A 19,235-nucleotide genomic window follows, 5' to 3' on the forward strand; every position below is an offset into this window, starting at 1 on the left:
AAAAGATGGCAACGGTTTTCATCTGGCATGGATCTGAAAATCATTTCCATCTAGCGTCGAAGATGTCGCCACACGGTCGGCGCGTGTCCGCCGCGCGTCCGGCATCGCCCGAAGGAGCTCCCGCATGTCCACCGCCCCCGCCTCCCGTTCCGCCCGGCCGACCGCGAGGATCGCACTGGTCACCGCGACGGCCGCCCTGACGGCCGTAACGGCGACCGCCTGCTCGACCTCCTCCTCGCACACCAGCAACACCGCCGCGACCGGCGGCGACAGCGGCTCGGGCAAAACGATCCAGGTGGTGGCAGCCGAGAACTTCTGGGGCAGCATCGCCTCCCAGCTCGGCGGCAGCCACGTCAAGGTGACCAGCATCATCACCAATCCGGCCACCGACCCGCACGACTACGAGCCGACCGCCGCCGACGCCCGCACCGTGGCCGGCGCCCAGTACACGATCGTCAACGGCATCGGCTACGACGCCTGGGCCGACAAACTGCTCGCCGCCAACCCCGGCAGCGGACGCACCCAGCTCAAGGTCGGCGACCTGGTCGGTATCAAGCCGGGCGGCAACCCGCACCGTTGGTACTCCCCGGACATCGTCCACCAGGTCATCGAGAAGATCACCGCCGACTACAAGAAGATCGACCCGGCCGACGCGGCCTACTTCGACCAGCAAAAGAAGACCTTCGAGACGAAGACGCTCGCCGACTACAACAAGCTCATCGCCGACATCAAGGCGAAGTACGCGGGCACGCCGATCGGTGCTTCCGAGTCCATCGTCACGCCGCTCGCCGAGGGCCTGGGGCTGAAGATGCTCACCCCGGAGACGTTCCTAGACGCGATGAGCGAGGGCTCCGACCCCACGGCCAAGGACAAAGCCACCATCGACCAGCAGATCAAGTACAAGAAGATCAAGATCTACGTCTACAACTCCCAGAACTCCACACCGGACGTGCAGGCACAGGTCAAGGAGACCAAGGCCCAGGGCATCCCGGTCGCCACCGTCACCGAGACCCTCACCCCCGCCGGGACCACCTTCCAGCAGTGGCAGACCACCCAGCTGCAGGGCATCGAGCAGGCCCTGGCCAAGGCCACCGGGAAGTGAACTGAAGTCATGAACCCGATAGCGAAGGCCCGCGAAGCCGTCACACACACCAGCGGCCACACCGTCCCCAGCCGCCGAAGCGGCGGGCACGACACGGCCACGGGAACAGGAAGCGATCCGGTGGTCGCCCTGCACGGGGCCGCCGTGCGGGTCGGCGGCCGGACGCTGTGGTCGGGTGTGGACCTTCGCATCGGGGCCGGCGAGTTCACCGCCGTGCTCGGCCCCAACGGCGTCGGCAAGTCCACCATGATCAAGGTCCTGCTCGGCGCGCTGCCGACAGCGGCCGGCGAGGTACGCGTGCTTGGCACCCGGCCCGGGCAGGCCAACGAGCGCATCGGCTACCTGCCGCAGCGGCGGAGCTTCGACGCCAATCTGCGCATCCGCGGTGTCGATGTGGTGCGCATGGGCCTCGACGGTGACCGGTGGGGGGTGCCGCTGCCGTTCCCGAGCGCGCGTCGGCGGTCCGCCCGCGCGCGGGTGGACGAGGTGATCGAGCTGGTCGGGGCGTCGGCGTACGCACACCGGCCCATCGGGCAGTGTTCGGGCGGCGAGCAGCAGCGCCTACTGATCGCCCAGGCACTGGTCCGCAGGCCCGAACTCCTACTGCTCGACGAGCCGTTGGACAGCCTCGACCTGCCCAACCAGAGCGCCGTCGCGGCGCTGATCGGGCGCATCTGCCATCACGAGGGCGTGTCGGTGGTCATGGTCGCCCATGACGTGAACCCGATACTGCACCACCTGGACCGGGTGGTGTACGTGGCCGAGGGCGGCGCCGCCGCAGGCACACCGACCGAGGTCATCACCTCCGAGACGCTGACCCGGCTGTACGGCACTCCGGTCGAGGTGCTGCAGACCTCGGACGGGCGGCTGGTCGTGGTGGGCCAGCCGGAGGCACCGGCCGTGCACACCGACCGGCACGACACCCCGGGGAGCGGTCATGCTGCTGGCTGAGACAGGGGCACCAACCTGGTCGTGGAACCTCCTGACCGACTTCCAGGACATGTGGTCCTACCCCTTCATGGTCAACGCGTTCCGCGCGGGCACGGTCGTGGCCGTGGTGTCGGCGGTCGTGGGGTGGTTCGTGGTGCTGCGGCGGCAGACGTTCGCCGCGCACACCGTCTCCGCGGTCGCCTTCCCGGGCGCCGCCGGGGCGCTTCTGCTCGGGTTCAGCGCGGTCTACGGCTATTTCACGCTGTGTGTGGCCGCCGCGCTGGTCATCGCGGCCCTGCGGGGTGGCGGTGAGCACGAGGAGTCGGCGCTGACCGGGACGGTGCAGGCGTTCCTGCTCGCGTCCGGGTTCCTGTTCACCGCTCTGTACCGGGGGCTGTTGGAGGGTCCGCAGACCATCCTGTTCGGCACCTTCCTGGGAATCACCTCTTCCCAGGTGACCGTTCTGACGGTGGTCGGTGCGGTGGTGCTCGCGGTGCTGGCGCTGATCGGGCGGCCGCTGCTGTTCGCGTCGGTCGACCCGCAGGTGGCCGGCGGGCGCGGGGTGCCGGTACGTGCCCTGTCGGTGGTCTTCCTCGTCCTGCTCGGTGCGGCCACCGCAGAGGCGAGCCAGATCACCGGGACCCTTCTGGTCTTCGCCCTCATGGTGATCCCGGCCGCCACCGCGCAAGTTCTCACCGCCCGCCCGGCGTTGAGTCTGGCCCTGGCCGTCCTGCTGGCCTTCGCCGCGACCTGGCTAGGGCTGACCGCCGCCTACTACTCGCCCTACCCTCTGGGTTTCTTCGTGACGACCATCGCCTTCGCCGGATACCTGCTCGCGCTGGGCCGGCGCTCGCTGCGCGAGGTACTCGGTCGCACCCGGGCCGGGGCCACGCCCGCTGCCAAGGAGGTGATCGCATGACCGTCCTGCTCTCCGCGTCCCCGCTGTCCCACCCGTTCTTCCTGCACGCCTTCCTCGCCGGGACCGCCATCGCCGCCGCCTGCGGACTGGTCGGCTACTTCCTGGTGCTGCGGGCCCAGGTCTTCACCGGCGACGCGCTCAGCCACGTCGCCTTCACCGGCGCGATGGCCGCCCTCGCCTTCGGCGCCGACCTTCGCCTCGGGCTGTTCGCCGCCACCATCGCCATGGCGCTGCTCTTCGGCACCCTCGGCCGCAAGGCGCGACCCGACGACGTGGTCATAGGGAGCGTTTTCTCCTGGATCCTGGGCCTGGGCGCGTTCTTCATCACGCTCTACACGACCTCGCGCAGCACCACGAACGGCACCGCTGGGGTGAGTGTGCTGTTCGGCTCCATCTTCGGCATCTCCTCCAGCAGCGCAGTCGTCGCCGCTCTGGTGGCAGCCGGGGTCGGCCTGCTGGTGGTCCTCATCGCCCGGCCGCTGCTGTTCGCCACACTCGACGAGGCCGTGGCCGCAGCCCGCGGGGTACCGGTCCGGCTGCTCGGCTACGGCTTCCTCGCCCTGGCCGGGATCAGCGCCGCCGAGGCCACCCAGGCGGTCGGTTCCCTGCTCCTGCTCGGCCTGCTCGCCGCCCCGGCGGGAGCCGCGATCCGGGTTACCGACCGCCCCTACCGTGCGCTCGCCCTCTCCGCCGGCCTGGCGGTACTGGAGATGTGGGTGGGGCTGTTCACCTCGTACGCGGTGCCGAAGATGCCGCCGAGCTTCGCCATCATGGCCGCCGCCACAGCTGTCTACGCCGCGACGTTCCTGATACGACGGCCCACCTCCGATCCTCGTACGGCTGGTACGCACACCGCCGCCCCCACCGGCGCATGAGCGAAGGCACCCCATGGCACCCAACCGCCAGTGGACCCCCACCCCGTCGCACGACGTCACGCTGATCGGCCGCCTCACCCAGCAACGCACCGTCGTGGTCGAGGCGCTCATCCGGGCCGACGGCTTCGTCGGCGCCCAAGCCCTTCACAACCAGCTCGCCGCCGCCGGCTCGCCGGTCGGCCTGTCCACGGTCTACCGCACGCTGACCGCCCTGGCCGGCGTCGGCCGGGCCGACATGGTGCGCGACACCAGCGGTGAACGCCTCTTCCGCTACCGCCCGGGACCCGAACACCGCCACTACCTCATCTGCACCGAATGCGGCCTGAGCCGGCCCGTCAACTCCGGCCCGGTGGAGGACTGGGCCGACACCATCGCGCAAACCTCCGGGTTCACAAAGGTCTGGCACACGGTGGAGCTGTCCGGGGTGTGCCCGGACTGCGGCCGAGGGCCGGAGGCGGACGAGCGCCGGTGAACGCCCGCGCCACTCGCTCTCCGGAGTGTCCTCTCTCAAGGGCAGCAGTCGCACCCCGAAGCACGGCCGCAGGCATCCGCCTCCCGCCGGTCCGCGCCCGGCGCGACGGCCGCCGGCGTCGCGCAGCACCCCTGCCCACGCCACGCGTCGCGCCCCTCCTTCACCGACCGCGGCGATGACCAGGGCTGCGAGCGGATCGGCCCACGACCAGCCGAACACGGCGCCCGCGACAAGGCCCACCAGCAGCACCGCCGACAGGTAGGTGCACAGCAGGCTCTGCTTGGAGTCGGCCACGGCGGATGCGGAGCCGAGTTCCCGTCCGGCGCGGCGCTGGGCCGCGGACAGGACCGGCATGACCGCGAGCGAGAGGGCAGCCAGCACGATGCCGGGCAGGGAGCGCGTGGCGAGTGCCAGGAACTGGTCTTTATCGGCACGCACCTGCACGCGGACGCACTGCACGCGGCACTGACCGACTGCCTCATGGCCCACGGCGAGAGCCTGCCGTCCACGGACCCGTTCCCCACCTGGGACACCTACGGCATCGACGACACCTGCGAGCATGAGCATCCCGAACTCGTGGCGGGCCCCTGATGACCCCAGGCCGGGCGGCGAACCCAGCCACGGCGCCGCCCGGCCCGGTATGGACACCAAGAGCTCCGGATAAATGCGTTGGGCTGACCGGCCCCCGCTGATAGCGTCTGGGCAGCCGTGAGAGAACGCGAGGAGGCGAGACCCATGAAGGCTGTATCCATGTGGGTGCTCCCCCATGTCGTCACGGTGGGCGATTGACGTAGGTGTCGCCGGGAGCGCCTCAGACAAGGCACTCCTGAGAGGCAACACCTATGAACTTTGTGCATTCCGCTCCGGGCACGGACAACCATCCGGTTGTGGTCACGCGGGTCTCGGAAACGCAGTGGCACGCTGTGGAGGACAACCTGACGGTCGGCCGCGGCGTCGCTTCGTGTCGGCCCGACGGGCGGCTCTTCGTAAGCATCGACGCGTGGCACGGCGCGGTCTTCGACCGCATTGCCGACGCGATGCTGGCGGACCTGCCGACACCGCTGTACACCGTCGTCGACGAGGCCGACCACAACTCGAGGTCCGCCTGGGAGCGGGCCGGCTTCGCCACCGCACGCCGCGAGTGGGGCTATCTCGTGCGCACCGACCCGCAGATCACCGGGCTCGGCTCGGTACGGCCCCCGTCCGGCGTGACGATCGTGCCCGCCCGTGAGGCGCAGGAGGGCCCGCTGCGCGCCCTCGACCGCCTCATCCGCTACGAGGTCGAGGCCACCGTCGGATGGCAGACGATGCCGGCCGAGGTACTGCCCCGCCCGGCGGGGACCACCCTGATCGACCCGTCGAAGGACGCGGTGGCAAGGCACTTGGACCAGTACGTGGGACTGGTCCGGGTGGCACCGCTGACCCGGCAGCCACGGATCGGACTGATCGCCGTCCGGACCGACAGACACCGCCGCGGCATCGCCCGGGCGCTGCTGGCCCACGCGCTGGGTTCGCTGCACCACTCCGGGACCGCTTCGGCATGGGCCGAGGTGAACGAGTCCAACGCGGCGGCCACCGCCCTGTTCGAGAGCATCGGTGCCCGGCGCGCGGCCAGCACCCTGGAACTCGTCCGCCACTGACGCGCCGCCACATCGCACCGAGCGACCGTTCCCTACCGAATTCGCCGTCACAGAACGGGAGAAGTGAGAGACCATGACAAAGGCAGCAGGGGGCGTAGAAGCCGAAGGCACCGTCGTCGAGTGCCTGCGCAATGCCACCTTCAAGGTGGAGCTCCAGAACGGGCACACGGTGCTCGCCCACATCAGCGGGAAGATCCGGAAGAACCGCATCAAGATCCTCCCTTACGACCGAGTGCTCGTGGAACTCAGCCCCTACGACCTCACCCGCGGCCGGATCCGCTACCGGTACAGGACGTAACGGAAGGCGCCAACGCCTTCGAGACCATCCGGTAGGACAATCAGAAGCCGCGGTGGTTCTGCTGCCTCCCGCACGTGGCCATCGCCCTATCGGGAGCCATAGGGCAGGAGCGCCATCTCTCGTGTGATGGCCTGCGCTATCTGCCGCTGCTGCTGACGCGTCACGTGGGTCACCCGACGGCTGCGGATCTTTCCGCGGTCGGAGATGAACTTCCGCAGCAAATCGGTGTCCTTGTATTCGATGTAGGTGATGCCGGCGGCGTCCAGTGGGTTGATGCGCTGACGCTTGGCAGTCTGACGCCGGATGCTTGTGCGTCGAGTCATGGTGAGGTCGGTCCTCTCTTTCAGGTCACTTGGTCAAGCAAGTCGTCAAAGGCGTGCGGGAGTTGCTTCCAGCGGCCCCTGCCCGCCGCGTACTCGTCGTCGGTGAGCAGGCATGAGTCGAGCAGGGCCGACAGGCCGTCGCGGTCCAGGCCGGGCGAGGAGAAGGTGAGGTACTGGCAGCGGTCGCCGTGTTCCGGGTGCCAGTCCACGGAGGCGGCGAGGCGGCGCTCGGCGGGCACCATCTCCCAGGCGGCGTCGGGCAGAGCTGCCAGCCAGGGCCCGGCCGACTCCACGCACAGCGCGCCGCCGGCAGCGTCCCAGGACAGCAGTGTGTCGGGGCGGTCCGCCAGCCAGAACCGCCCCCGGCTGCGCGCGGCGGCGCAGGTCAGGTCCTCAAGCGCCGCGTACAGGCGCTGCGGATGGAAGGGCCGTTCGCGCCGCCAGAGGAAGGTGCTCACACCGTGCTCGTCGCACGATTGCGGCAGCAGCGCGCACGCAGGATGCACATGGGCGGCGGCCGCTGCCACGTTGAAGCCCGCCAACAGCGCTGCCCCTAGAGCAGACCGGCGGAGCAAGCGCCGTTTCGACCCCAACATCCAGAGCAAGCGCTACTGGCTGCCGAGTGAAGGCCGGCACGTCCGGCTCGCGCCCGCCAAGGGCATCAAGACGGTCGACACGATCGGCATCGAGGCCGCGGTGGCCCGCATCCGCGCCCGTGGAGGGAAGGTCTGATGGCGAAGAAGAGCAAGATCGCGAAGAACGACCAGCGGCGCCTCATCGTGGTCCGATACGCCGCGCGCCGCGCCGCATTGAAGGCGATCATCGCGTTCCCCGAAAGCTCCGACGAGGACCGCGCCGCCGCCCAGCGGAAACTACGCCGACATCCCCGCGACGCCAGCGCCACCCGCCTGCGCAATCGCGACTCCGTGGACGGCCGCCCCCGCGGCTACCTGCGCGCCTTCGGCCTGTCCCGCATCCGCGTACGCGAAATGGCCCACGCGGGCGAGCTCCCTGGCGTGACCAACAGCAGTTGGTGACCCGGCACGCCAGACCACCTGGACCGTACAGGACGCGATCTACACCCTGAAGAAGCCTGACGTCGCCAAGACCCTGGCCGAGCGCATCATCAAGTCCACCGCCGAGCTGGGGTGGTGGCTCCGCTCTTCACGACGGAGCCACCGCAGTCCGAACTGCCGTGAGTGGTGCGGGAGCCGGCTGGGCGTCGGCTTGCCATGGCTGCACCAGGTCACCGGGCGCCGCCCGGTCACTTTCCGGCGAGGCGTGCGGTCAGGCGGGACAGCAGGGCAACGCAGTCGCGTAGTTGCTGTTGCTCGTCGAGGCTGAACGTGTCGCGAATGGCAGCGTTGAGGGCGCGGGCGCGCTGCGAACGTTCGTACTGCAGGCGGGCGCGGCCGGCGTCGGTGATGTGCAAGAGGAGTTTGCGGCCGTCGCTGGGGTGGGGTTCGGTGTGCACCAGGCCGTCGCTGATGAGTTCTTTCACGGACTTGGCGGCCGACTGGTGCGTCACGCCGCGTCGGTGGGCGAGGTCGGCCGTGGTCAGCGGGCCGCTTCGGTCGAGGAAGCCGAGTGCGGCCGCCTCCCCGGGAGGCATGGTGTCCACGGCGCGCACCGCTCGGACCAGTTCCCCGATCGACTGTCGCAGGTCTTCGGCCAGCACATCCTCGTCCATGCCTGCATCCTACCCGGATCCACGGAACTTAGGTGTACAGTTAAGTTGTATAGTTTTCCCAAGTGGAAGGATGCCAACCGTGCAGCTCACCAAGTTCGGTCACGCCTGCGTCCGCATCGAGAAGGACGGTCGCCGCCTGGTTGTGGACCGGGTGGCCTGACCGAGCCGACGGCACTGGACCGCGCCGACGCCGTCCTGGTCACGCATGAGCACTTCGACCACTTCTCGGAGGAGACGCTGCGCCGGGCGGCTCAGCACAACCCGGCCCTGCACATCTGGACCAACTCCGCTGTCGCCAAGCAGCTGGACGGCCTCGGCACCCGGGTCACCGCCGTCGGCGAAGGCGAGACGTTCACCGCGGCCGGCTTCGATGTGAAGGTCCACGGCACCTGGCACGCGGTCATCCACCCCGACATCCCGCGCATCGCCAACATCGGCTTCCTCATCGACGACGTCCTCTTCCACCCTGGAGACGCCCTGACCGTCCCCGACGCCACCGTCGGCACGCTGCTGCTGCCGGTGCACGCCCCGTGGTCCACCGTCGGCCACCTGATCGACTACGTCCGGGAGGTCGCCCCGCAGGACGCCTACGCCATTCACGACGGCGCCCTCAACGACATCGGCACCGCGATGGTCGGCGGCTTCCTGGGCGACCACGGCCCCGGTGTCGCAGCGCGCTACCACCGCCTGACCTCAGGCGCGACTGCCCAGATCGGCTGAGGCCCCCGCATCCGGAGGCGTAACTACCGCCCCTTTACAGTGTGTCGGGCGGTTTCGCGGGGGAAGCCGCGTCCCGCCCGGCGAACACGTCACCCAACTTCTGCAGCTGCTGGTCGTGGTCTCACCGATCCGGGGCCGGCGGGGAGAATCTCGCCGAAAGCCACACCGCCGCAAACCACCGAAGCCAACTTGCTGACGTGGTCACGTGAGGGCTGGTGGTCACAGGTTCAGCGGGAGTTTGAGCAGGCAGACGACCACGTCGCTGCGGGCGCTCAGCAGGCCGGCCATGAGGATGCCGCGTTGGCTCTGGAGAATCCGGTAGCGGCTGTGCAGGGGTTCCACCTGCGGGATGAGGACGGCGACCTGCCTGCCGTGGCGGGTGGTCTGCTCGATGTAGTCGACGCAGTCCGCCACTCCCCGCCCACCACCTGCTGCCGATTCCAGTCGGCGTCACCGAAACACGCGACGACGGACAGCGGTTAACCGGGCGAATCAGCGCCAGCCGGTACATCTGATCCCGACGACCCCCGACCTGGACCGTGGGAGAGGCGGTCTTGCGGGTGGCGGGCGCCGGTCGGTTGGCTGATCGTCTCGATGACCAGGAGTGGAACGCCGGGGCAGCAAACGAGGCAGTGAGAGAGTGGGAGCACCTGAAGTGTCGCTGCTCGATCTATCGGAGTGAACCACTCAGCACGTCACCCGAGAACGCATCCGCGCTGGCGGTGTACGCGGCGGTGAACCGTTCGGCGGCGTCCCAGAGTTCGCCTTCGCGCTGCGGGTCGTAGGACTCGTTCGACGAGCGGTCCTCGCGGCTGCGGTCGACGTAGGAGCCGGTCGGCGCCTGGGTGGTGCCGAGGACGACGTCGGCGAGGTAGCGGCCCGCGGCGGTGCGGCTGGTGGCGAACGGGGTGAGGGTCATCACCGGCATGATGCGGCGCATCGCAAACCGGGAGACGGGGCCCGCGTTGCGGGCGAGGCCGGTGCCGGGGACGAGCCCCGGGTTGTAGGTGACGGCGTCGATCCCGGCGGGCAGGCGGCGAGCGTACTCGTGCACGAGGTAGATGGTGGCCAGCTTGCTCGTCGAGTACGCCGTGCGTCCTGCGGTGGTCGTGTGCGGCTTGGGGAACGCGCCGGTGCGTGCGAGGGCGTCGGGAGAGTTCCAGGCCGGTCCGGGGACCATGCCCATGTTGTGCTTGAAGTCGCCGAAGTGGGTGTCGCTGGCGGTGATCACGATCCGGGCGGGTGCGGCGAAGTGGTCCTTCAGCAGGCGGACGAACAGGTGGTTGGCGAGCACGTTGACGGCGAAGGTGGCCTCGAATCCATCGGGGCCCTCGGTGAGCGCGTTCGTGTACTGGACGCCCGCGTTGCCCACGAAGCCGCGCAGCGGCGGGAGTTCACCGCGGTCGAGCCGGTCGCGGATCTCGGTGGCGGCCGAGCGGACGCTGGCCAGCGAGCCGAGGTCCGCGGAGACGTGCGAGACGGTGTGCCCGCCCGTGGCGAGTTCCGCGGCGAGCTGGGCGCCGGAGGAGTCGCGGGCCACGACGAGGAGGTGCACGTCGGGCGACTGGCTCAGGATCTGCTCGGCGGCGATGCGGCCGATCCCGCGGCTCGCGCCCGTCATCACGATGGTGTGCTTCATGGGAGGCTCCTTCACTGGTCAGTCGGTGGGCACCCGGTCGGTGTCGCACCACCAAGGTCGCCGCTCGCGCCACCGTCAACCAGTGCCGTCCCCGTCACTAGGACTGGCAGTACCCAGGCTGATACGGCGCCGGACGGCGAGAATGAGGTCATGGCTTCCTCACGCTCGGATTTCGCCGCCTTCCTGCGCGGCTGGCGCGACCGCCTTTCCCCGGCCGACGCCGGCTTCCCCGTGACGGACGGCCGTCGTGCCCCCGGACTGCGCCGCGAGGAGCTCGCGCAGCTGGCCGGGCTCTCGGTCGACTACGTCCTGCGCCTGGAACAGGGACGCGCGAAGCGCCCCTCGGCCCAGGTCGTCGGCGCGCTGGCCCGGGCCCTTCAGCTCTCCCGCGCCGAGCGCGACCAGCTGTACCGCAGCGCCGGCCTGCTGCCGCCGCAGGACGGGACGGTCAACGCGCATGTGCCGCCGGGCATCCAGCGGCTCGCCGCGCGCCTGGGCGACGTCCCGATCGGGGTGTTCACCGCCGACTGGACCCTGGTGTGGTGGAACACCATGTGGAGCGCCCTGCACGGCGACGCTGCCGAACTCCCGGCCGGTGAGCGCAACATCGCCCGTGCCCTGTTCGGCGACGGCCCGGCCCGCGCCGCGCTGCGCCCCATCCGGTCCGAGCGCGGCGCGGACGCCTTCGCGGCGTCGATCGTCGCCGACCTCAAGGAGGCCACCTCGCGCTACCCTGCAGACGCCCGGCTCGATCGCCTCGTGCGGGAGCTGCGGGAATCGTCCGACGCCTTTGCCCGCCACTGGGCCACGGCGTCGCCGACCCCGCACGCGAGCGAGCAGAAGACGATCAGGCATCCGGAGATCGGCGACATCCTGCTTGATTGCGATGTCCTCATCGTCCCGGGCGCGGACCTGCGCATGGTCACCTACACGGCAGCGACCGGAAGCAGCGACGCGGGGAAGCTGGACCTTCTTCGTGTCACAGGTGGCCGTACCGCGGCCACGCTCCCCTGAGCGACGGCTGCTGGGCTCGCCCAGCCGACTGCGCAATCTCACTGCCGCGGACCACTAGAGGCCCTCGATCGAGGTCACCCAGGTGACACCGGTCACCGTGTGTGGGTACCGGCGTAGCAGGGCGTAAAGCAACCGGGACACCCGGCTGCAACCAGTCCTTCGTGGCCTTCGGCCACCACTCACGGCTTGGATCGGAAGAAGCGCGGATATGGGCCTGGCCGACAACCCGCGGATGGCAGGCCACTCTCTTCGCTCCGTCCCCGCGGTCTTCCGCACGTGGTCGCCGCGCCGCCGCCTACTGCCGTGAGCCAGCTGCTCCGGGCACGAAGCCAGAAACACACCAACGATGCGGGACCGCTTGCGGATAGGTCTCCGCGGGATCCTTCGCGAGGCTTGCCTTGACCGTGGCGCTCTGGGCGTCTGCGATGACTTCCAGAGCTCCGGCCTGTACACCGTCGAGAGCCGCGGCCACCACGTCCTCAGGCCGGTTCTTGGGCACGTCGAACCCGGCCATCATGTCGGTGTCGGTGCTGGCCAGAATCAGGCCGGTCACCTGAGTGCGCTGACCGGCCAGCTCGATGCGGGTGGAATTGGTCAAGGCCCACATCGCCGCCTTCGAAGCGCTGTAGCCCCCGGAGTTCTCGTAGCCGAGCCAGGCCATGACGGACAGAACGTTGAGGATGGCACCACCGCCGTTGGCCGCCAGGTGCGGCGCAAAGGCGCGCACCATATGCAGAGCACCGAAGTAATTGGTGTCCATCTCGCGGTGGATGTCCGACAGGTCTCCGGTGACCAGGGGAGCGTAGCTGCTGGTCCCCGCATTGTTGATGAGCAGCGTGGTGTCCGACGCGACGCGTGCAACTTCCTCGACCTGGCCCCGGTCGGTGATGTCGAGCGGCAGCGGCTCGACGCCGGGAAGATCGATCGATTCCGGATTTCGGGCCGCCGCGTAGACCTTTGCCGCTCCGCGGCGCAGCAGCTCCTGCGTGAAGGCGCGACCGATGCCACGGTTCGCTCCGGTGACGAGCGCGACGCTGTTCTGAATCTGCATGCTCCGGCTTTCTTTCTCGGAAATTCCTGAAACAGTCACGCGGGCCCAAGGCCCTGCAGCCGCTACGCTAAGACTTGACGCTAGCGTCAAGGGCAAGTGCACGTCGGACATGGTCACCGGACCGGAGGAGGGCGAGGTTGCGCATCGGTGAAGTCGCAGCAGCTGCCGGAGTCAGCACGCGCTCGTTGCGTTACTACGAGGAGCATGGCCTGCTCACCTCGGAGCGCACTGCCAGCGGGCAGCGCATCTACGCCGACGACGCGGTCGCACGCGTGCGGTGGATCCAGGCCCTCTTCGCGGCGGGCTTGAACAGCCCATCGATTCGCCAGCTGCTGCCCTGTGTGCACAGCGGCTTCGTCACCGCCGCGATGGTGGCCAGGCTGCAGGAGGAACGGGACCGCATCGACGCCCAGGCCAGGTCGCTTGAGGTCACCCGCAACAGACTCACCTCGTTGATAGCGGAAGCCACTGCACGCCAGGCCGAGGAACCGGCCAGCTGATCACGCATCGGGGAGGATCCGCTCGTCCACCCGCCCGTCCACCCGTTCGGCAGCACGACGCGCCTGCGGGCCGGGGCACCCCTAGCATGCTGACTGTGCGACCCATTCTCCCGAAGATCGAGGGCGGCCGGGTACAGGGCCTTCTGCAGCTCATCGAGGACGGCATCCACCTCGTCGTCGCGGCGCTTCTCGTACTGCTCGCGGGGCTCCTGACCGCCGGGGTGGTCCACGACGTCATCAGGTCGATCCAGGGGCCGTACAGCGAGGAGACGGTCGTTCTCTCCGCCTTGGACAACGGCCTTGTGCTGTTCATCGTGGCCGAACTGCTCCACACCGTCCGCCTCACCATCAGGAACCAGACCCTCGACGCGGAGCCGTTCCTCGTTGTCGGCCTGATTGCCGGCATCCGCAAGGTGCTCATCGTGACGGCCGAGGCGGAGAAGTCCTTCCGGTGGAACGTGGAGGGGATCGAACTGCTCATCCTGGCGGGGCTGATCCTCGTGATGGCGACAGCGGTGTACGTGTGGCGGCGCTCGACGCGGCCGGGAGACTACTTCCCGCTCCAGGAGGCGCGGCGCTCCCCGTCGCCGGAGCCGTCACCCACCCCGGTCCGCGGGTCCTGATCCGTCACCTTCCGCAGCCACGGCCGCCCGCACCCGCTGCTCCTCGCGAGCAGAGCCGACGTCCCGTTCCAGGGGTGTGCGGCTCACGGCCGTCGCGAGGTCCTCCAGGGCCCGCTTCTGCAGTTCCGCCCCGCGCCGCACCACCGGGCTCCGGTCCCCGGCGGCGCCCTCCCACGCGTGGAGCGCTTCTTCCACGTGCCCCCAGTCCGGATTCCTGTGCTCGCGCACGTCGACTGCCGCCTGCTCGGTGTCGGCCTCCAGGGCCTCGGCGAACCGCTTCGCCTCGGGGACGAAACGGCCGTCGGCCCGCGGGACGTGGCTCTCCATGAGCATCGCCGCCCGGCCGAACCGCTTGAGCGCCTCCTGCGCCTCCTGCGCCTCGCGCGACGTCAGCCCCCTGGGGCGGACCGGTTCATGCCTTGCCTGGTCGTAGGCCTCCTGCCAGGCGGCACGTGCCTCCCTGCTCGCCAGCAGGGCCCTGCGCATGTCGGCGCGATGCTCCCTGGTCGGTTCGGCGTAGCTGCGGAGCACTGCGGCCGCGTAGCGGCCGTTGGCGGCGAGCCAGTCCGCAAGCCGGCCCGGCAGCCGGGGCGTCTCCCATGCGGGGAACAACACGTACGCCGGCATTGCCAGGGTCCCGCCGAGCAGGGTGAGCACCACCCGCTCCGGGACCGTCTGCTCCCATGCCTGGCCGCCCATGCCGAGCAGGAAGACGACGTACGCGGCAGTGAAGCACTGGGAGTAGGCGTAGCCGGTACGGATCAGCGTGTACGACAGACCTGCCGAGACCACCGCCAGCGCGCCGAACACATGGGCGTCCGGACCCAGGGCCCGCACCATCCCGGTGGCGAGCGCGACCCCCGCCAGGGTTCCGGCGAGACGGGCCACCGCACGCGCGTACGTCCGGTGGAAGTCCGGCCGCATCACCATCACCGAGGCGATGGGCGCCCAGTAGCCGTGGCCCAGGGGTAGCCGGGCGGCGATCAGACAGCCGAGCGTGGCCACCGCCGCCAGGCGGACGGCGTGCCGGAACACGGGCGAGTCCCGGCGGAGCTCACGGCGGACCGCCCGGACGACGACCGGGAGCAGCCGGAACATTGTCGGGCGCACCAGGAACTGGGCGCTCGCGGGGCCGGGCGGCGTGGGCGTCTTCCCGCGCGCGCCGCCGCTCCCGGCGACCTCCAACGCCTCGCCGAACAGTTCCACGAGCCGCTCGGCGGCCTGCCGCGCGGGGCCCTCCAGCACCTCGTGCTCCTCGTCGACGCGCAGGACGTCCGCGCTCCTGGGCGGCACCTCGGCGGGAGTGCCGCGGCGGATCGAACGGGCGGCCGCGTCCAGGACGTCGGCGGCCGCGTCGAGCAATTCCCGCGCGCGGTCCCGCCCGGGGCCCTCCGCCGGGGCGCCGACGTCCGGGTCGGCGAGCGCGGCGACGACCGGCCGAATGCGCTCGGCGAGCCCCCGGGGGCCGTGGAGGACGGGGGGACGGGTGCGGGCCTGTGACGGCGTCACGGCGGCCGCGTCCCGGGCCGTCATCAACGGCTCCGGGTCGAACGGGGCGGTCGCGGTGCCGGATGGGTGCCCGGAACCGCGGCGCTCGCGTCTCAGCCGCTACTCTCGGTGCTTTCACTCGTCTCGCTGATCTCGATGTGCCGGGGCTTTGCGACCTCGGCCTTGGGGACGGTGATGGTGAGCACCCCGTCCGACATCTGCGCACTGATCTTTTCGGTGTCGACCTCTCCGGGCAGCCGCAGCCGGTACTCGAAGGCTCCGGTGCGGCGGGTGCTCCGGCGCAGGACGCCTTTGCGTTCCTTCTCCTTGATCTCTCCGGTGACCACCAACTCCTGGCCGTTCGCTTCGACGTTGATGTCCTTGCTCTTGACGCCGGGGAGTTCGATCTCGACGTGGAAGGCGTCGTCGGACTCCGTGACATCCGCCAGGGGTGTCCACGCGACTGCGGGCGCCGCGCCTCCCACCGTGGATTCGATCAGTCCGCTCATCTCGCTGAGCAGTTGATCGAACTCGGTCAGCGGATTGCGTGCCCAGCCAAGGGGCCTGTCCTGCATTGCGCCACCGCGGGGGCGCCGGACGGGCGTGGTCATTCCCATCGCCTCCTTCTCCTTCTCGTGATCTCGTCGCCCGCTGGGTGTCATGCGAGCCAAGCGGACTCCTTCGGACGGGTGTGCGGGGAGCTGTCGGTGCCGCCGGGCGCGGCCGTGTGGCCCAGGTAGCGGTGCACGAAGTGGATGCTCATCACACCTTCGCCGACCGCGGAGGCCACGCGTTTCACCGAGCCGCTGCGGACGTCGCCGGCGGCGAAGACGCCGGGCAGACTGGTCTCCAACGTCAGGCAGTCGCGGCCCTGGCTCTGCCACAGTTCGGGAACGGAGCAGGCCTGCGCCTCCGCTCCGGTGAGCACGAAGCCGCGTGCGTCGAGGGCGAGCGCGCCGGACAGCCACTCGGTGTGGGGGTCGGCGCCGGTGAAGACGAACAAGGCCCGCACCGCGAGGTGACGGTGCTCGCCCGTACGGTGGTCGACCACGGTGACCGCCTCCAGCGCCTTGTCGCCGAGTGCCTCGGTCATCTCGGTGTGCAGCAGCACGCGCACCCGCGGGTGCCGCTCGATCTGATCGATCAGGTAGCGGGACATGTGCGCCTCGATGCTCGGCCCACGGACGAGCAGATACACCTGCGGTGCGTACCCGGCCAGGAAGAGCACAGCCTGGCCCGCGGAGTTGCCGCCGCCGACCACCGCCACCGGGTCGGTACGGCACTGATGGGCTTCGTAGACGGTCGCCGAGTAGTGGACGCTCGCGCCCTCCAACGGCTCGATGCCGGGCACATGGAGGCGGCGGTAGCGGGCGCCGGTGGCCAGGACGACGGTCCGGGCGGTGATCTCACTGCCGTCGGCGAACCCGACGGCGTAGTGGCCGTCCCGCGGTTCGAGCCGTGCCGCCTCCGCCGGGACGCTGATCCGGGCGCCGAACTTGCCCGCCTGGAGCACCCCGCGCTCGGTGAGTTCGGCGCCGGAGATGCCGGAGGGGAAGCCGAAGCAGTTGTCGATACGGGAGGACGTCCCGGCCTGGCCGCCGGTGGCCATCGCCTCGACCACGGTCGTGCCGAGGCCCTCCGAGGCGGCGTTCACCGCGGCGGCGAGACCGGCCGGACCTGAGCCGACGATGAGGAGATCGCCGCGGCCGTTGCCCGACGGCAGGGGCGGCAGGCCGATGAACCGGGCCAGTTCGGCGTTGCTCGGATTGCGCAGCAAGGTCGTGTCCCGCCAGATCACCAGCGGCGTCTGCTCCGGACCAACCGCGAAGCGGCGCAGCAGCGCCTCGGCCTCCTCGTCCGTCTCCAGATCGATCCAGCGGTGCGGCAGCCGATTACGGGCGGCGAACTCGCGCAGCCGCCGGGTGTCGGGCGAGTAGCGCGAGCCGATGATGCGGAAACCGGCGCCCTGCCCGACGAGCAGGGCACGGCGGCCCAGGCAGGCGCGCAGCACCAGATCACCAAGGATGGAGTCCCGGGTCACCAGGTCACGCAGCTGATCCATGGACAGGGCGAGGATTTCGCCGGGGTCCCTGACCACGGCGGTGTAGAAGGCCACCTGTCCGTTCAGGAGGCCGAGTTCGCCGATGAAGCGGCCAGGGCCGTGCACACGCAGCAGGCGTTCGCCCGGCGTGCCGTAGCCCTCGACGATGGCGACCGAGCCACTGAGGACGACGTAGAACGTCTCGCACCGCTCCCCCTCCCGGATCAGCACGTCACCGGCGTCAACCGCGCGCCGCCGGCCATGCTGCGCCAGGCGGGCCATCTGTTCGTCCGACAGGCGGGGATAGGCACCGTAGATGTCGGGGGTCTCGAAGGGGACGCTCTCCTCCGCCTCGTCCCGCACAGGCGCCGCGCCCGGCCGCGTCTCGTCGCCGGGCATCACACGAACGCCTCGTGGACGAAGCACCACCGCCAGTCCTCGCCGGGCTCCAGCGACGCCGCGATCGGATGGCCGTCGGCGGCGGCGTGGCGGCGGGCGTGCCGGTTCGGCGAGGAATCGCAGCAGCCGACGTGGCCGCAGGTCAGGCAGAGCCTGAGGTGGACCCAGGGGGAACGCGTGGCCAGGCATTCCTCGCACCCCGGGGCGCGCGGGGTGACGGGGCGTACGAGGGCGAGGTGTGGGTCGGTTCGTACGGTCACGGCTGATAACCCTTTCCCGGCCGGTTCGCGGCCCGCGATCGACTGCTCCACCCACCGCCGCAGGGCAGGGGCAGGTGCGGCACCCGACTGCCGGGCGATGGTCTGTCCTTTGTCGAGGACCAGCAGCGTCGGTACGGCCTGGACCTCGAACCGCCGCGCCAGGCGCGGGTTCTTGTCGATGTCGACCTTGACCAGCTTGATCGTTCCTGCGAGATCGGCGGCGACCTCCTCCAGCGCGGGGCTCACCATGCGGCAGGGGCCGCACCAGGTGGCCCACAGGTCGACGACGACGGGCACGGTGGCCTGCTCGACGACCTCGGTGAAGTCGTCGTCGCCCGCGTCGGCCATCCACGGCAGCGGCTGCTTGCAGTTGCCGCACCTGGGGCGGCCCTCGGCGGCCACGGGTACCCGGTTGGTGCGCCCGCAGTGCGGGCAGGTGACGTTGGTGGCCTGCATGGTACTCACGCCGCCCTCGCTCCCTTCACGTCCTCGGGCTGGTCGTAGGTGACCACCAGCTCTCCGTGTTCGGCGTCGACGCGCACCGTCGCGCCGTCCTGGACGTCACCGCGCAGCAGGGCGCGCCCGACCAGTGTCTCGACCTCGTGGGAGATGTAGCGGCGCAGCGGCCGGGCCCCGTACACCGGGTCGTAGCCCTGGTGGGCGATCAACTCTCGTGCCACGTCTCGTACCGGCTCGGCTGCATCGAGCGGAGCGAGGCGAGAGCCCGGCGACGGCCCTGCAGGGCGTGCAGCGGCATGCCGTACAGCGCGCCGACGACAGCTCCGAAGATCAGCCCGTACAGGGCGAGGAGCAGGGCGGAGACGACGGGGCCGAGCCAGTTCGCGTGGCCGAACAGCCAGCCGATCAGGACACCGGGGAGCGCACCGCTCGCCGTCCCGTGAAGGGCGGCCCTGCCGTAGTTCATCGGGCCGATCACCTGCTCGACCACGCGTATGTACTGGGCGGTGATCGTCACCCTCTCCACGGGAATCCCACGGTCAGACAGGAGGTCAACGGCGCGTTCGGCTTCCCGGTACGTCTTGTACGAGGCAACCGCCCTGCGATGCCGCTCGATCATCGCCCAGCCCTTCCTGCCGGTGCGCACGGAGGGTTTCGAACACTCCCCAGGCTGGCGAGCCGAATGGCTCCACGCCTGCGCCTGGCGGGTCAGAAATGCACGGGTCCGGTCGCCCCACGAGTACGGAGGAAGAATCCGAATATCTCGGATGAGTCGGCCCGAGAGCGGGTACC

The 19,235-nt window shown here is 70.1% G+C and carries 22 protein-coding genes and 6 pseudogenes; 14 read left to right on the plus strand and 14 right to left on the minus strand.

The features are described 5' to 3' along the window. The first annotated feature begins 124 nt into the window (after positions 1–124). From ACZ3TS_RS34735 to ACZ3TS_RS34755, 5 genes are read left to right on the plus strand one after another with little or no spacing between them, the layout of a single operon-like run. Positions 125–1,102, plus strand: coding sequence for a metal ABC transporter solute-binding protein, Zn/Mn family (locus tag ACZ3TS_RS34735; RefSeq protein WP_467625790.1), 978 nt, complete (start codon positions 125–127; stop codon positions 1,100–1,102). Positions 1,103–1,111: 9 nt separating this feature from the next. Further along, positions 1,112–2,053: a metal ABC transporter ATP-binding protein gene (locus ACZ3TS_RS34740; protein WP_467625791.1), complete on the plus strand. Its 942-nt coding sequence runs from the start codon at positions 1,112–1,114 to the stop codon at positions 2,051–2,053. Then, positions 2,040–2,951: a metal ABC transporter permease gene (locus tag ACZ3TS_RS34745; RefSeq protein WP_467625792.1), complete on the plus strand. Its 912-nt coding sequence runs from the start codon at positions 2,040–2,042 to the stop codon at positions 2,949–2,951. Before ACZ3TS_RS34740 ends, ACZ3TS_RS34745 begins: the two co-directional genes overlap by 14 nt. After that, the gene (locus ACZ3TS_RS34750; protein WP_467625794.1) at positions 2,948–3,826 is read left to right on the plus strand and encodes a metal ABC transporter permease; all 879 of its coding nucleotides are present in this window, start codon (positions 2,948–2,950) and stop codon (positions 3,824–3,826) included. Before ACZ3TS_RS34745 ends, ACZ3TS_RS34750 begins: the two co-directional genes overlap by 4 nt. Positions 3,827–3,839: 13 nt before the next feature. Beyond that, positions 3,840–4,298 (plus strand): Fur family transcriptional regulator, encoded by a 459-nt coding sequence (locus ACZ3TS_RS34755; RefSeq protein ID WP_467625795.1) that lies wholly within the window; start codon positions 3,840–3,842, stop codon positions 4,296–4,298. Positions 4,299–4,333: 35 nt separating this feature from the next. Here the strand turns inward: ACZ3TS_RS34755 and ACZ3TS_RS34760 are convergent. Next, a pseudogene (locus tag ACZ3TS_RS34760) lies at positions 4,334–4,703 on the minus strand (cation efflux transmembrane domain-containing protein); the annotation flags it as partial. A 6-nt stretch (positions 4,704–4,709) separates the two neighbouring features. Here ACZ3TS_RS34760 and ACZ3TS_RS34765 point away from each other — a divergent pair. From ACZ3TS_RS34765 to infA, 3 genes and pseudogenes are all read left to right on the plus strand, one after another. Then, positions 4,710–4,889: pseudogene (locus ACZ3TS_RS34765) on the plus strand (GTP-binding protein); the annotation flags it as partial. 251 nt (positions 4,890–5,140) lie between these two features. Further along, a complete protein-coding gene (locus ACZ3TS_RS34770; protein ID WP_467625797.1) occupies positions 5,141–5,938 on the plus strand; it encodes a GNAT family N-acetyltransferase in 798 nt (265 codons plus the stop codon). 73 nt (positions 5,939–6,011) lie between these two features. Then, positions 6,012–6,236: a translation initiation factor IF-1 gene (infA, locus tag ACZ3TS_RS34775; RefSeq protein ID WP_467625798.1), complete on the plus strand. Its 225-nt coding sequence runs from the start codon at positions 6,012–6,014 to the stop codon at positions 6,234–6,236. Between the two features lie 86 nt (positions 6,237–6,322). On the opposite strand, the gene rpsR is transcribed toward infA, so the two are convergent. Both rpsR and ACZ3TS_RS34785 read right to left on the minus strand, forming a co-directional pair. After that, the gene (gene rpsR / locus ACZ3TS_RS34780) at positions 6,323–6,559 is read right to left on the minus strand and encodes a 30S ribosomal protein S18 (protein WP_467625800.1); all 237 of its coding nucleotides are present in this window, start codon (positions 6,557–6,559) and stop codon (positions 6,323–6,325) included. Between the two features lie 20 nt (positions 6,560–6,579). Continuing rightward, positions 6,580–7,119, minus strand: a pseudogene (locus ACZ3TS_RS34785) (CobW C-terminal domain-containing protein); the annotation flags it as partial. Here ACZ3TS_RS34785 and ACZ3TS_RS34790 point away from each other — a divergent pair. Continuing rightward, positions 7,088–7,291 carry a large ribosomal subunit protein bL28 gene (locus tag ACZ3TS_RS34790; protein ID WP_467625801.1) on the plus strand — a complete coding sequence of 68 codons (204 nt, stop codon included), beginning with the start codon at positions 7,088–7,090 and terminating at the stop codon, positions 7,289–7,291. The pseudogene ACZ3TS_RS34785 and the gene ACZ3TS_RS34790 overlap by 32 nt on opposite strands. Beyond that, the gene (gene rpsN, locus ACZ3TS_RS34795) at positions 7,291–7,596 is read left to right on the plus strand and encodes a 30S ribosomal protein S14 (RefSeq protein ID WP_467625802.1); all 306 of its coding nucleotides are present in this window, start codon (positions 7,291–7,293) and stop codon (positions 7,594–7,596) included. The genes ACZ3TS_RS34790 and rpsN overlap by 1 nt, the downstream gene beginning before the upstream one ends. A 227-nt stretch (positions 7,597–7,823) precedes the next feature. On the opposite strand, the gene ACZ3TS_RS34800 is transcribed toward rpsN, so the two are convergent. Further along, a complete protein-coding gene (locus ACZ3TS_RS34800) occupies positions 7,824–8,249 on the minus strand; it encodes a MarR family winged helix-turn-helix transcriptional regulator (RefSeq protein ID WP_467625803.1) in 426 nt (141 codons plus the stop codon). 70 nt (positions 8,250–8,319) lie between these two features. On the opposite strand from ACZ3TS_RS34800, the pseudogene ACZ3TS_RS34805 reads away from it, so the two are divergent. After that, a pseudogene (locus ACZ3TS_RS34805) lies at positions 8,320–8,969 on the plus strand (MBL fold metallo-hydrolase). A 219-nt stretch (positions 8,970–9,188) separates the two neighbouring features. On the opposite strand, the gene ACZ3TS_RS34810 reads toward ACZ3TS_RS34805, so the two are convergent. Both ACZ3TS_RS34810 and ACZ3TS_RS34815 read right to left on the minus strand, forming a co-directional pair. Beyond that, complete coding sequence (locus ACZ3TS_RS34810) at positions 9,189–9,383, minus strand: hypothetical protein (RefSeq protein ID WP_467625804.1); 195 nt, start codon at positions 9,381–9,383, stop codon at positions 9,189–9,191. Positions 9,384–9,639: 256 nt separating this feature from the next. Further along, complete coding sequence (locus ACZ3TS_RS34815) at positions 9,640–10,608, minus strand: SDR family NAD(P)-dependent oxidoreductase (RefSeq protein ID WP_467625805.1); 969 nt, start codon at positions 10,606–10,608, stop codon at positions 9,640–9,642. A gap of 150 nt (positions 10,609–10,758) precedes the next feature. On the opposite strand from ACZ3TS_RS34815, the gene ACZ3TS_RS34820 reads away from it, so the two are divergent. After that, a complete protein-coding gene (locus tag ACZ3TS_RS34820; RefSeq protein ID WP_467625807.1) occupies positions 10,759–11,622 on the plus strand; it encodes a helix-turn-helix transcriptional regulator in 864 nt (287 codons plus the stop codon). 295 nt (positions 11,623–11,917) lie between these two features. Here ACZ3TS_RS34820 and ACZ3TS_RS34825 read toward each other — a convergent pair whose 3' ends face one another. Beyond that, complete coding sequence (locus tag ACZ3TS_RS34825; RefSeq protein ID WP_467625809.1) at positions 11,918–12,673, minus strand: SDR family oxidoreductase; 756 nt, start codon at positions 12,671–12,673, stop codon at positions 11,918–11,920. Positions 12,674–12,810: 137 nt separating this feature from the next. On the opposite strand from ACZ3TS_RS34825, the gene ACZ3TS_RS34830 reads away from it, so the two are divergent. Then, positions 12,811–13,173, plus strand: coding sequence for a MerR family transcriptional regulator (locus ACZ3TS_RS34830; RefSeq protein ID WP_467625810.1), 363 nt, complete (start codon positions 12,811–12,813; stop codon positions 13,171–13,173). A gap of 86 nt (positions 13,174–13,259) precedes the next feature. After that, positions 13,260–13,796: a phosphate-starvation-inducible PsiE family protein gene (locus ACZ3TS_RS34835; protein WP_467625812.1), complete on the plus strand. Its 537-nt coding sequence runs from the start codon at positions 13,260–13,262 to the stop codon at positions 13,794–13,796. On the opposite strand, the gene ACZ3TS_RS34840 is transcribed toward ACZ3TS_RS34835, so the two are convergent. The 7 genes and pseudogenes from ACZ3TS_RS34840 to ACZ3TS_RS34870 form a co-directional block, all read right to left on the minus strand. After that, positions 13,770–15,329, minus strand: coding sequence for an FUSC family protein (locus ACZ3TS_RS34840; protein ID WP_467625814.1), 1,560 nt, complete (start codon positions 15,327–15,329; stop codon positions 13,770–13,772). The genes ACZ3TS_RS34835 and ACZ3TS_RS34840 overlap by 27 nt on opposite strands. Positions 15,330–15,397: 68 nt before the next feature. Next, positions 15,398–15,895, minus strand: a complete 498-nt coding sequence (locus ACZ3TS_RS34845) for an Hsp20/alpha crystallin family protein (protein WP_467625815.1) — start codon at positions 15,893–15,895, stop codon at positions 15,398–15,400. A 47-nt stretch (positions 15,896–15,942) separates the two neighbouring features. Further along, complete coding sequence (locus ACZ3TS_RS34850) at positions 15,943–17,724, minus strand: FAD-dependent oxidoreductase (protein WP_467625816.1); 1,782 nt, start codon at positions 17,722–17,724, stop codon at positions 15,943–15,945. Then, positions 17,724–17,984, minus strand: a complete 261-nt coding sequence (locus tag ACZ3TS_RS34855) for a UBP-type zinc finger domain-containing protein (RefSeq protein ID WP_467625834.1) — start codon at positions 17,982–17,984, stop codon at positions 17,724–17,726. The genes ACZ3TS_RS34850 and ACZ3TS_RS34855 overlap by 1 nt, the downstream gene beginning before the upstream one ends. Before the next feature lie 9 nt (positions 17,985–17,993). After that, positions 17,994–18,449, minus strand: a pseudogene (gene trxA, locus ACZ3TS_RS34860) (thioredoxin); the annotation flags it as partial. Beyond that, a pseudogene (locus ACZ3TS_RS34865) lies at positions 18,446–18,667 on the minus strand (hypothetical protein); the annotation flags it as partial. The pseudogenes ACZ3TS_RS34865 and trxA, both read right to left, overlap by 4 nt. Continuing rightward, positions 18,649–19,089: a YflT domain-containing protein gene (locus ACZ3TS_RS34870; protein ID WP_467625818.1), complete on the minus strand. Its 441-nt coding sequence runs from the start codon at positions 19,087–19,089 to the stop codon at positions 18,649–18,651. The pseudogene ACZ3TS_RS34865 and the gene ACZ3TS_RS34870, both read right to left, overlap by 19 nt. Positions 19,090–19,235 lie beyond the last annotated feature (146 nt).

This window comes from Streptomyces sp. NPDC022910 (assembly GCF_055561075.1).

Bases quoted from the DNA above. Each gene is read 5' to 3' on its own strand.
- ACZ3TS_RS34735 (WP_467625790.1), top strand. From the start codon at position 125: ATGTCCACCGCCCCCGCCTCCCGTTCCGCCCGGCCGACCGCGAGGATC.
- ACZ3TS_RS34740 (WP_467625791.1), top strand. From the start codon at position 1,112: ATGAACCCGATAGCGAAGGCCCGCGAAGCCGTCACACACACCAGCGGC.
- ACZ3TS_RS34745 (WP_467625792.1), top strand. From the start codon at position 2,040: ATGCTGCTGGCTGAGACAGGGGCACCAACCTGGTCGTGGAACCTCCTG.
- ACZ3TS_RS34750 (WP_467625794.1), top strand. From the start codon at position 2,948: ATGACCGTCCTGCTCTCCGCGTCCCCGCTGTCCCACCCGTTCTTCCTG.
- ACZ3TS_RS34755 (WP_467625795.1), top strand. From the start codon at position 3,840: ATGGCACCCAACCGCCAGTGGACCCCCACCCCGTCGCACGACGTCACG.
- ACZ3TS_RS34770 (WP_467625797.1), top strand. From the start codon at position 5,141: ATGAACTTTGTGCATTCCGCTCCGGGCACGGACAACCATCCGGTTGTG.
- infA (WP_467625798.1), top strand. From the start codon at position 6,012: ATGACAAAGGCAGCAGGGGGCGTAGAAGCCGAAGGCACCGTCGTCGAG.
- rpsR (WP_467625800.1), bottom strand. From the start codon at position 6,559: ATGACTCGACGCACAAGCATCCGGCGTCAGACTGCCAAGCGTCAGCGC.
- rpsN (WP_467625802.1), top strand. From the start codon at position 7,291: ATGGCGAAGAAGAGCAAGATCGCGAAGAACGACCAGCGGCGCCTCATC.
- ACZ3TS_RS34800 (WP_467625803.1), bottom strand. From the start codon at position 8,249: ATGGACGAGGATGTGCTGGCCGAAGACCTGCGACAGTCGATCGGGGAA.
- ACZ3TS_RS34815 (WP_467625805.1), bottom strand. From the start codon at position 10,608: ATGAAGCACACCATCGTGATGACGGGCGCGAGCCGCGGGATCGGCCGC.
- ACZ3TS_RS34820 (WP_467625807.1), top strand. From the start codon at position 10,759: ATGGCTTCCTCACGCTCGGATTTCGCCGCCTTCCTGCGCGGCTGGCGC.
- ACZ3TS_RS34825 (WP_467625809.1), bottom strand. From the start codon at position 12,673: ATGCAGATTCAGAACAGCGTCGCGCTCGTCACCGGAGCGAACCGTGGC.
- ACZ3TS_RS34835 (WP_467625812.1), top strand. From the start codon at position 13,260: ATGCTGACTGTGCGACCCATTCTCCCGAAGATCGAGGGCGGCCGGGTA.
- ACZ3TS_RS34840 (WP_467625814.1), bottom strand. From the start codon at position 15,329: ATGACGGCCCGGGACGCGGCCGCCGTGACGCCGTCACAGGCCCGCACC.
- ACZ3TS_RS34845 (WP_467625815.1), bottom strand. From the start codon at position 15,895: ATGACCACGCCCGTCCGGCGCCCCCGCGGTGGCGCAATGCAGGACAGG.
- ACZ3TS_RS34850 (WP_467625816.1), bottom strand. From the start codon at position 17,724: ATGCCCGGCGACGAGACGCGGCCGGGCGCGGCGCCTGTGCGGGACGAG.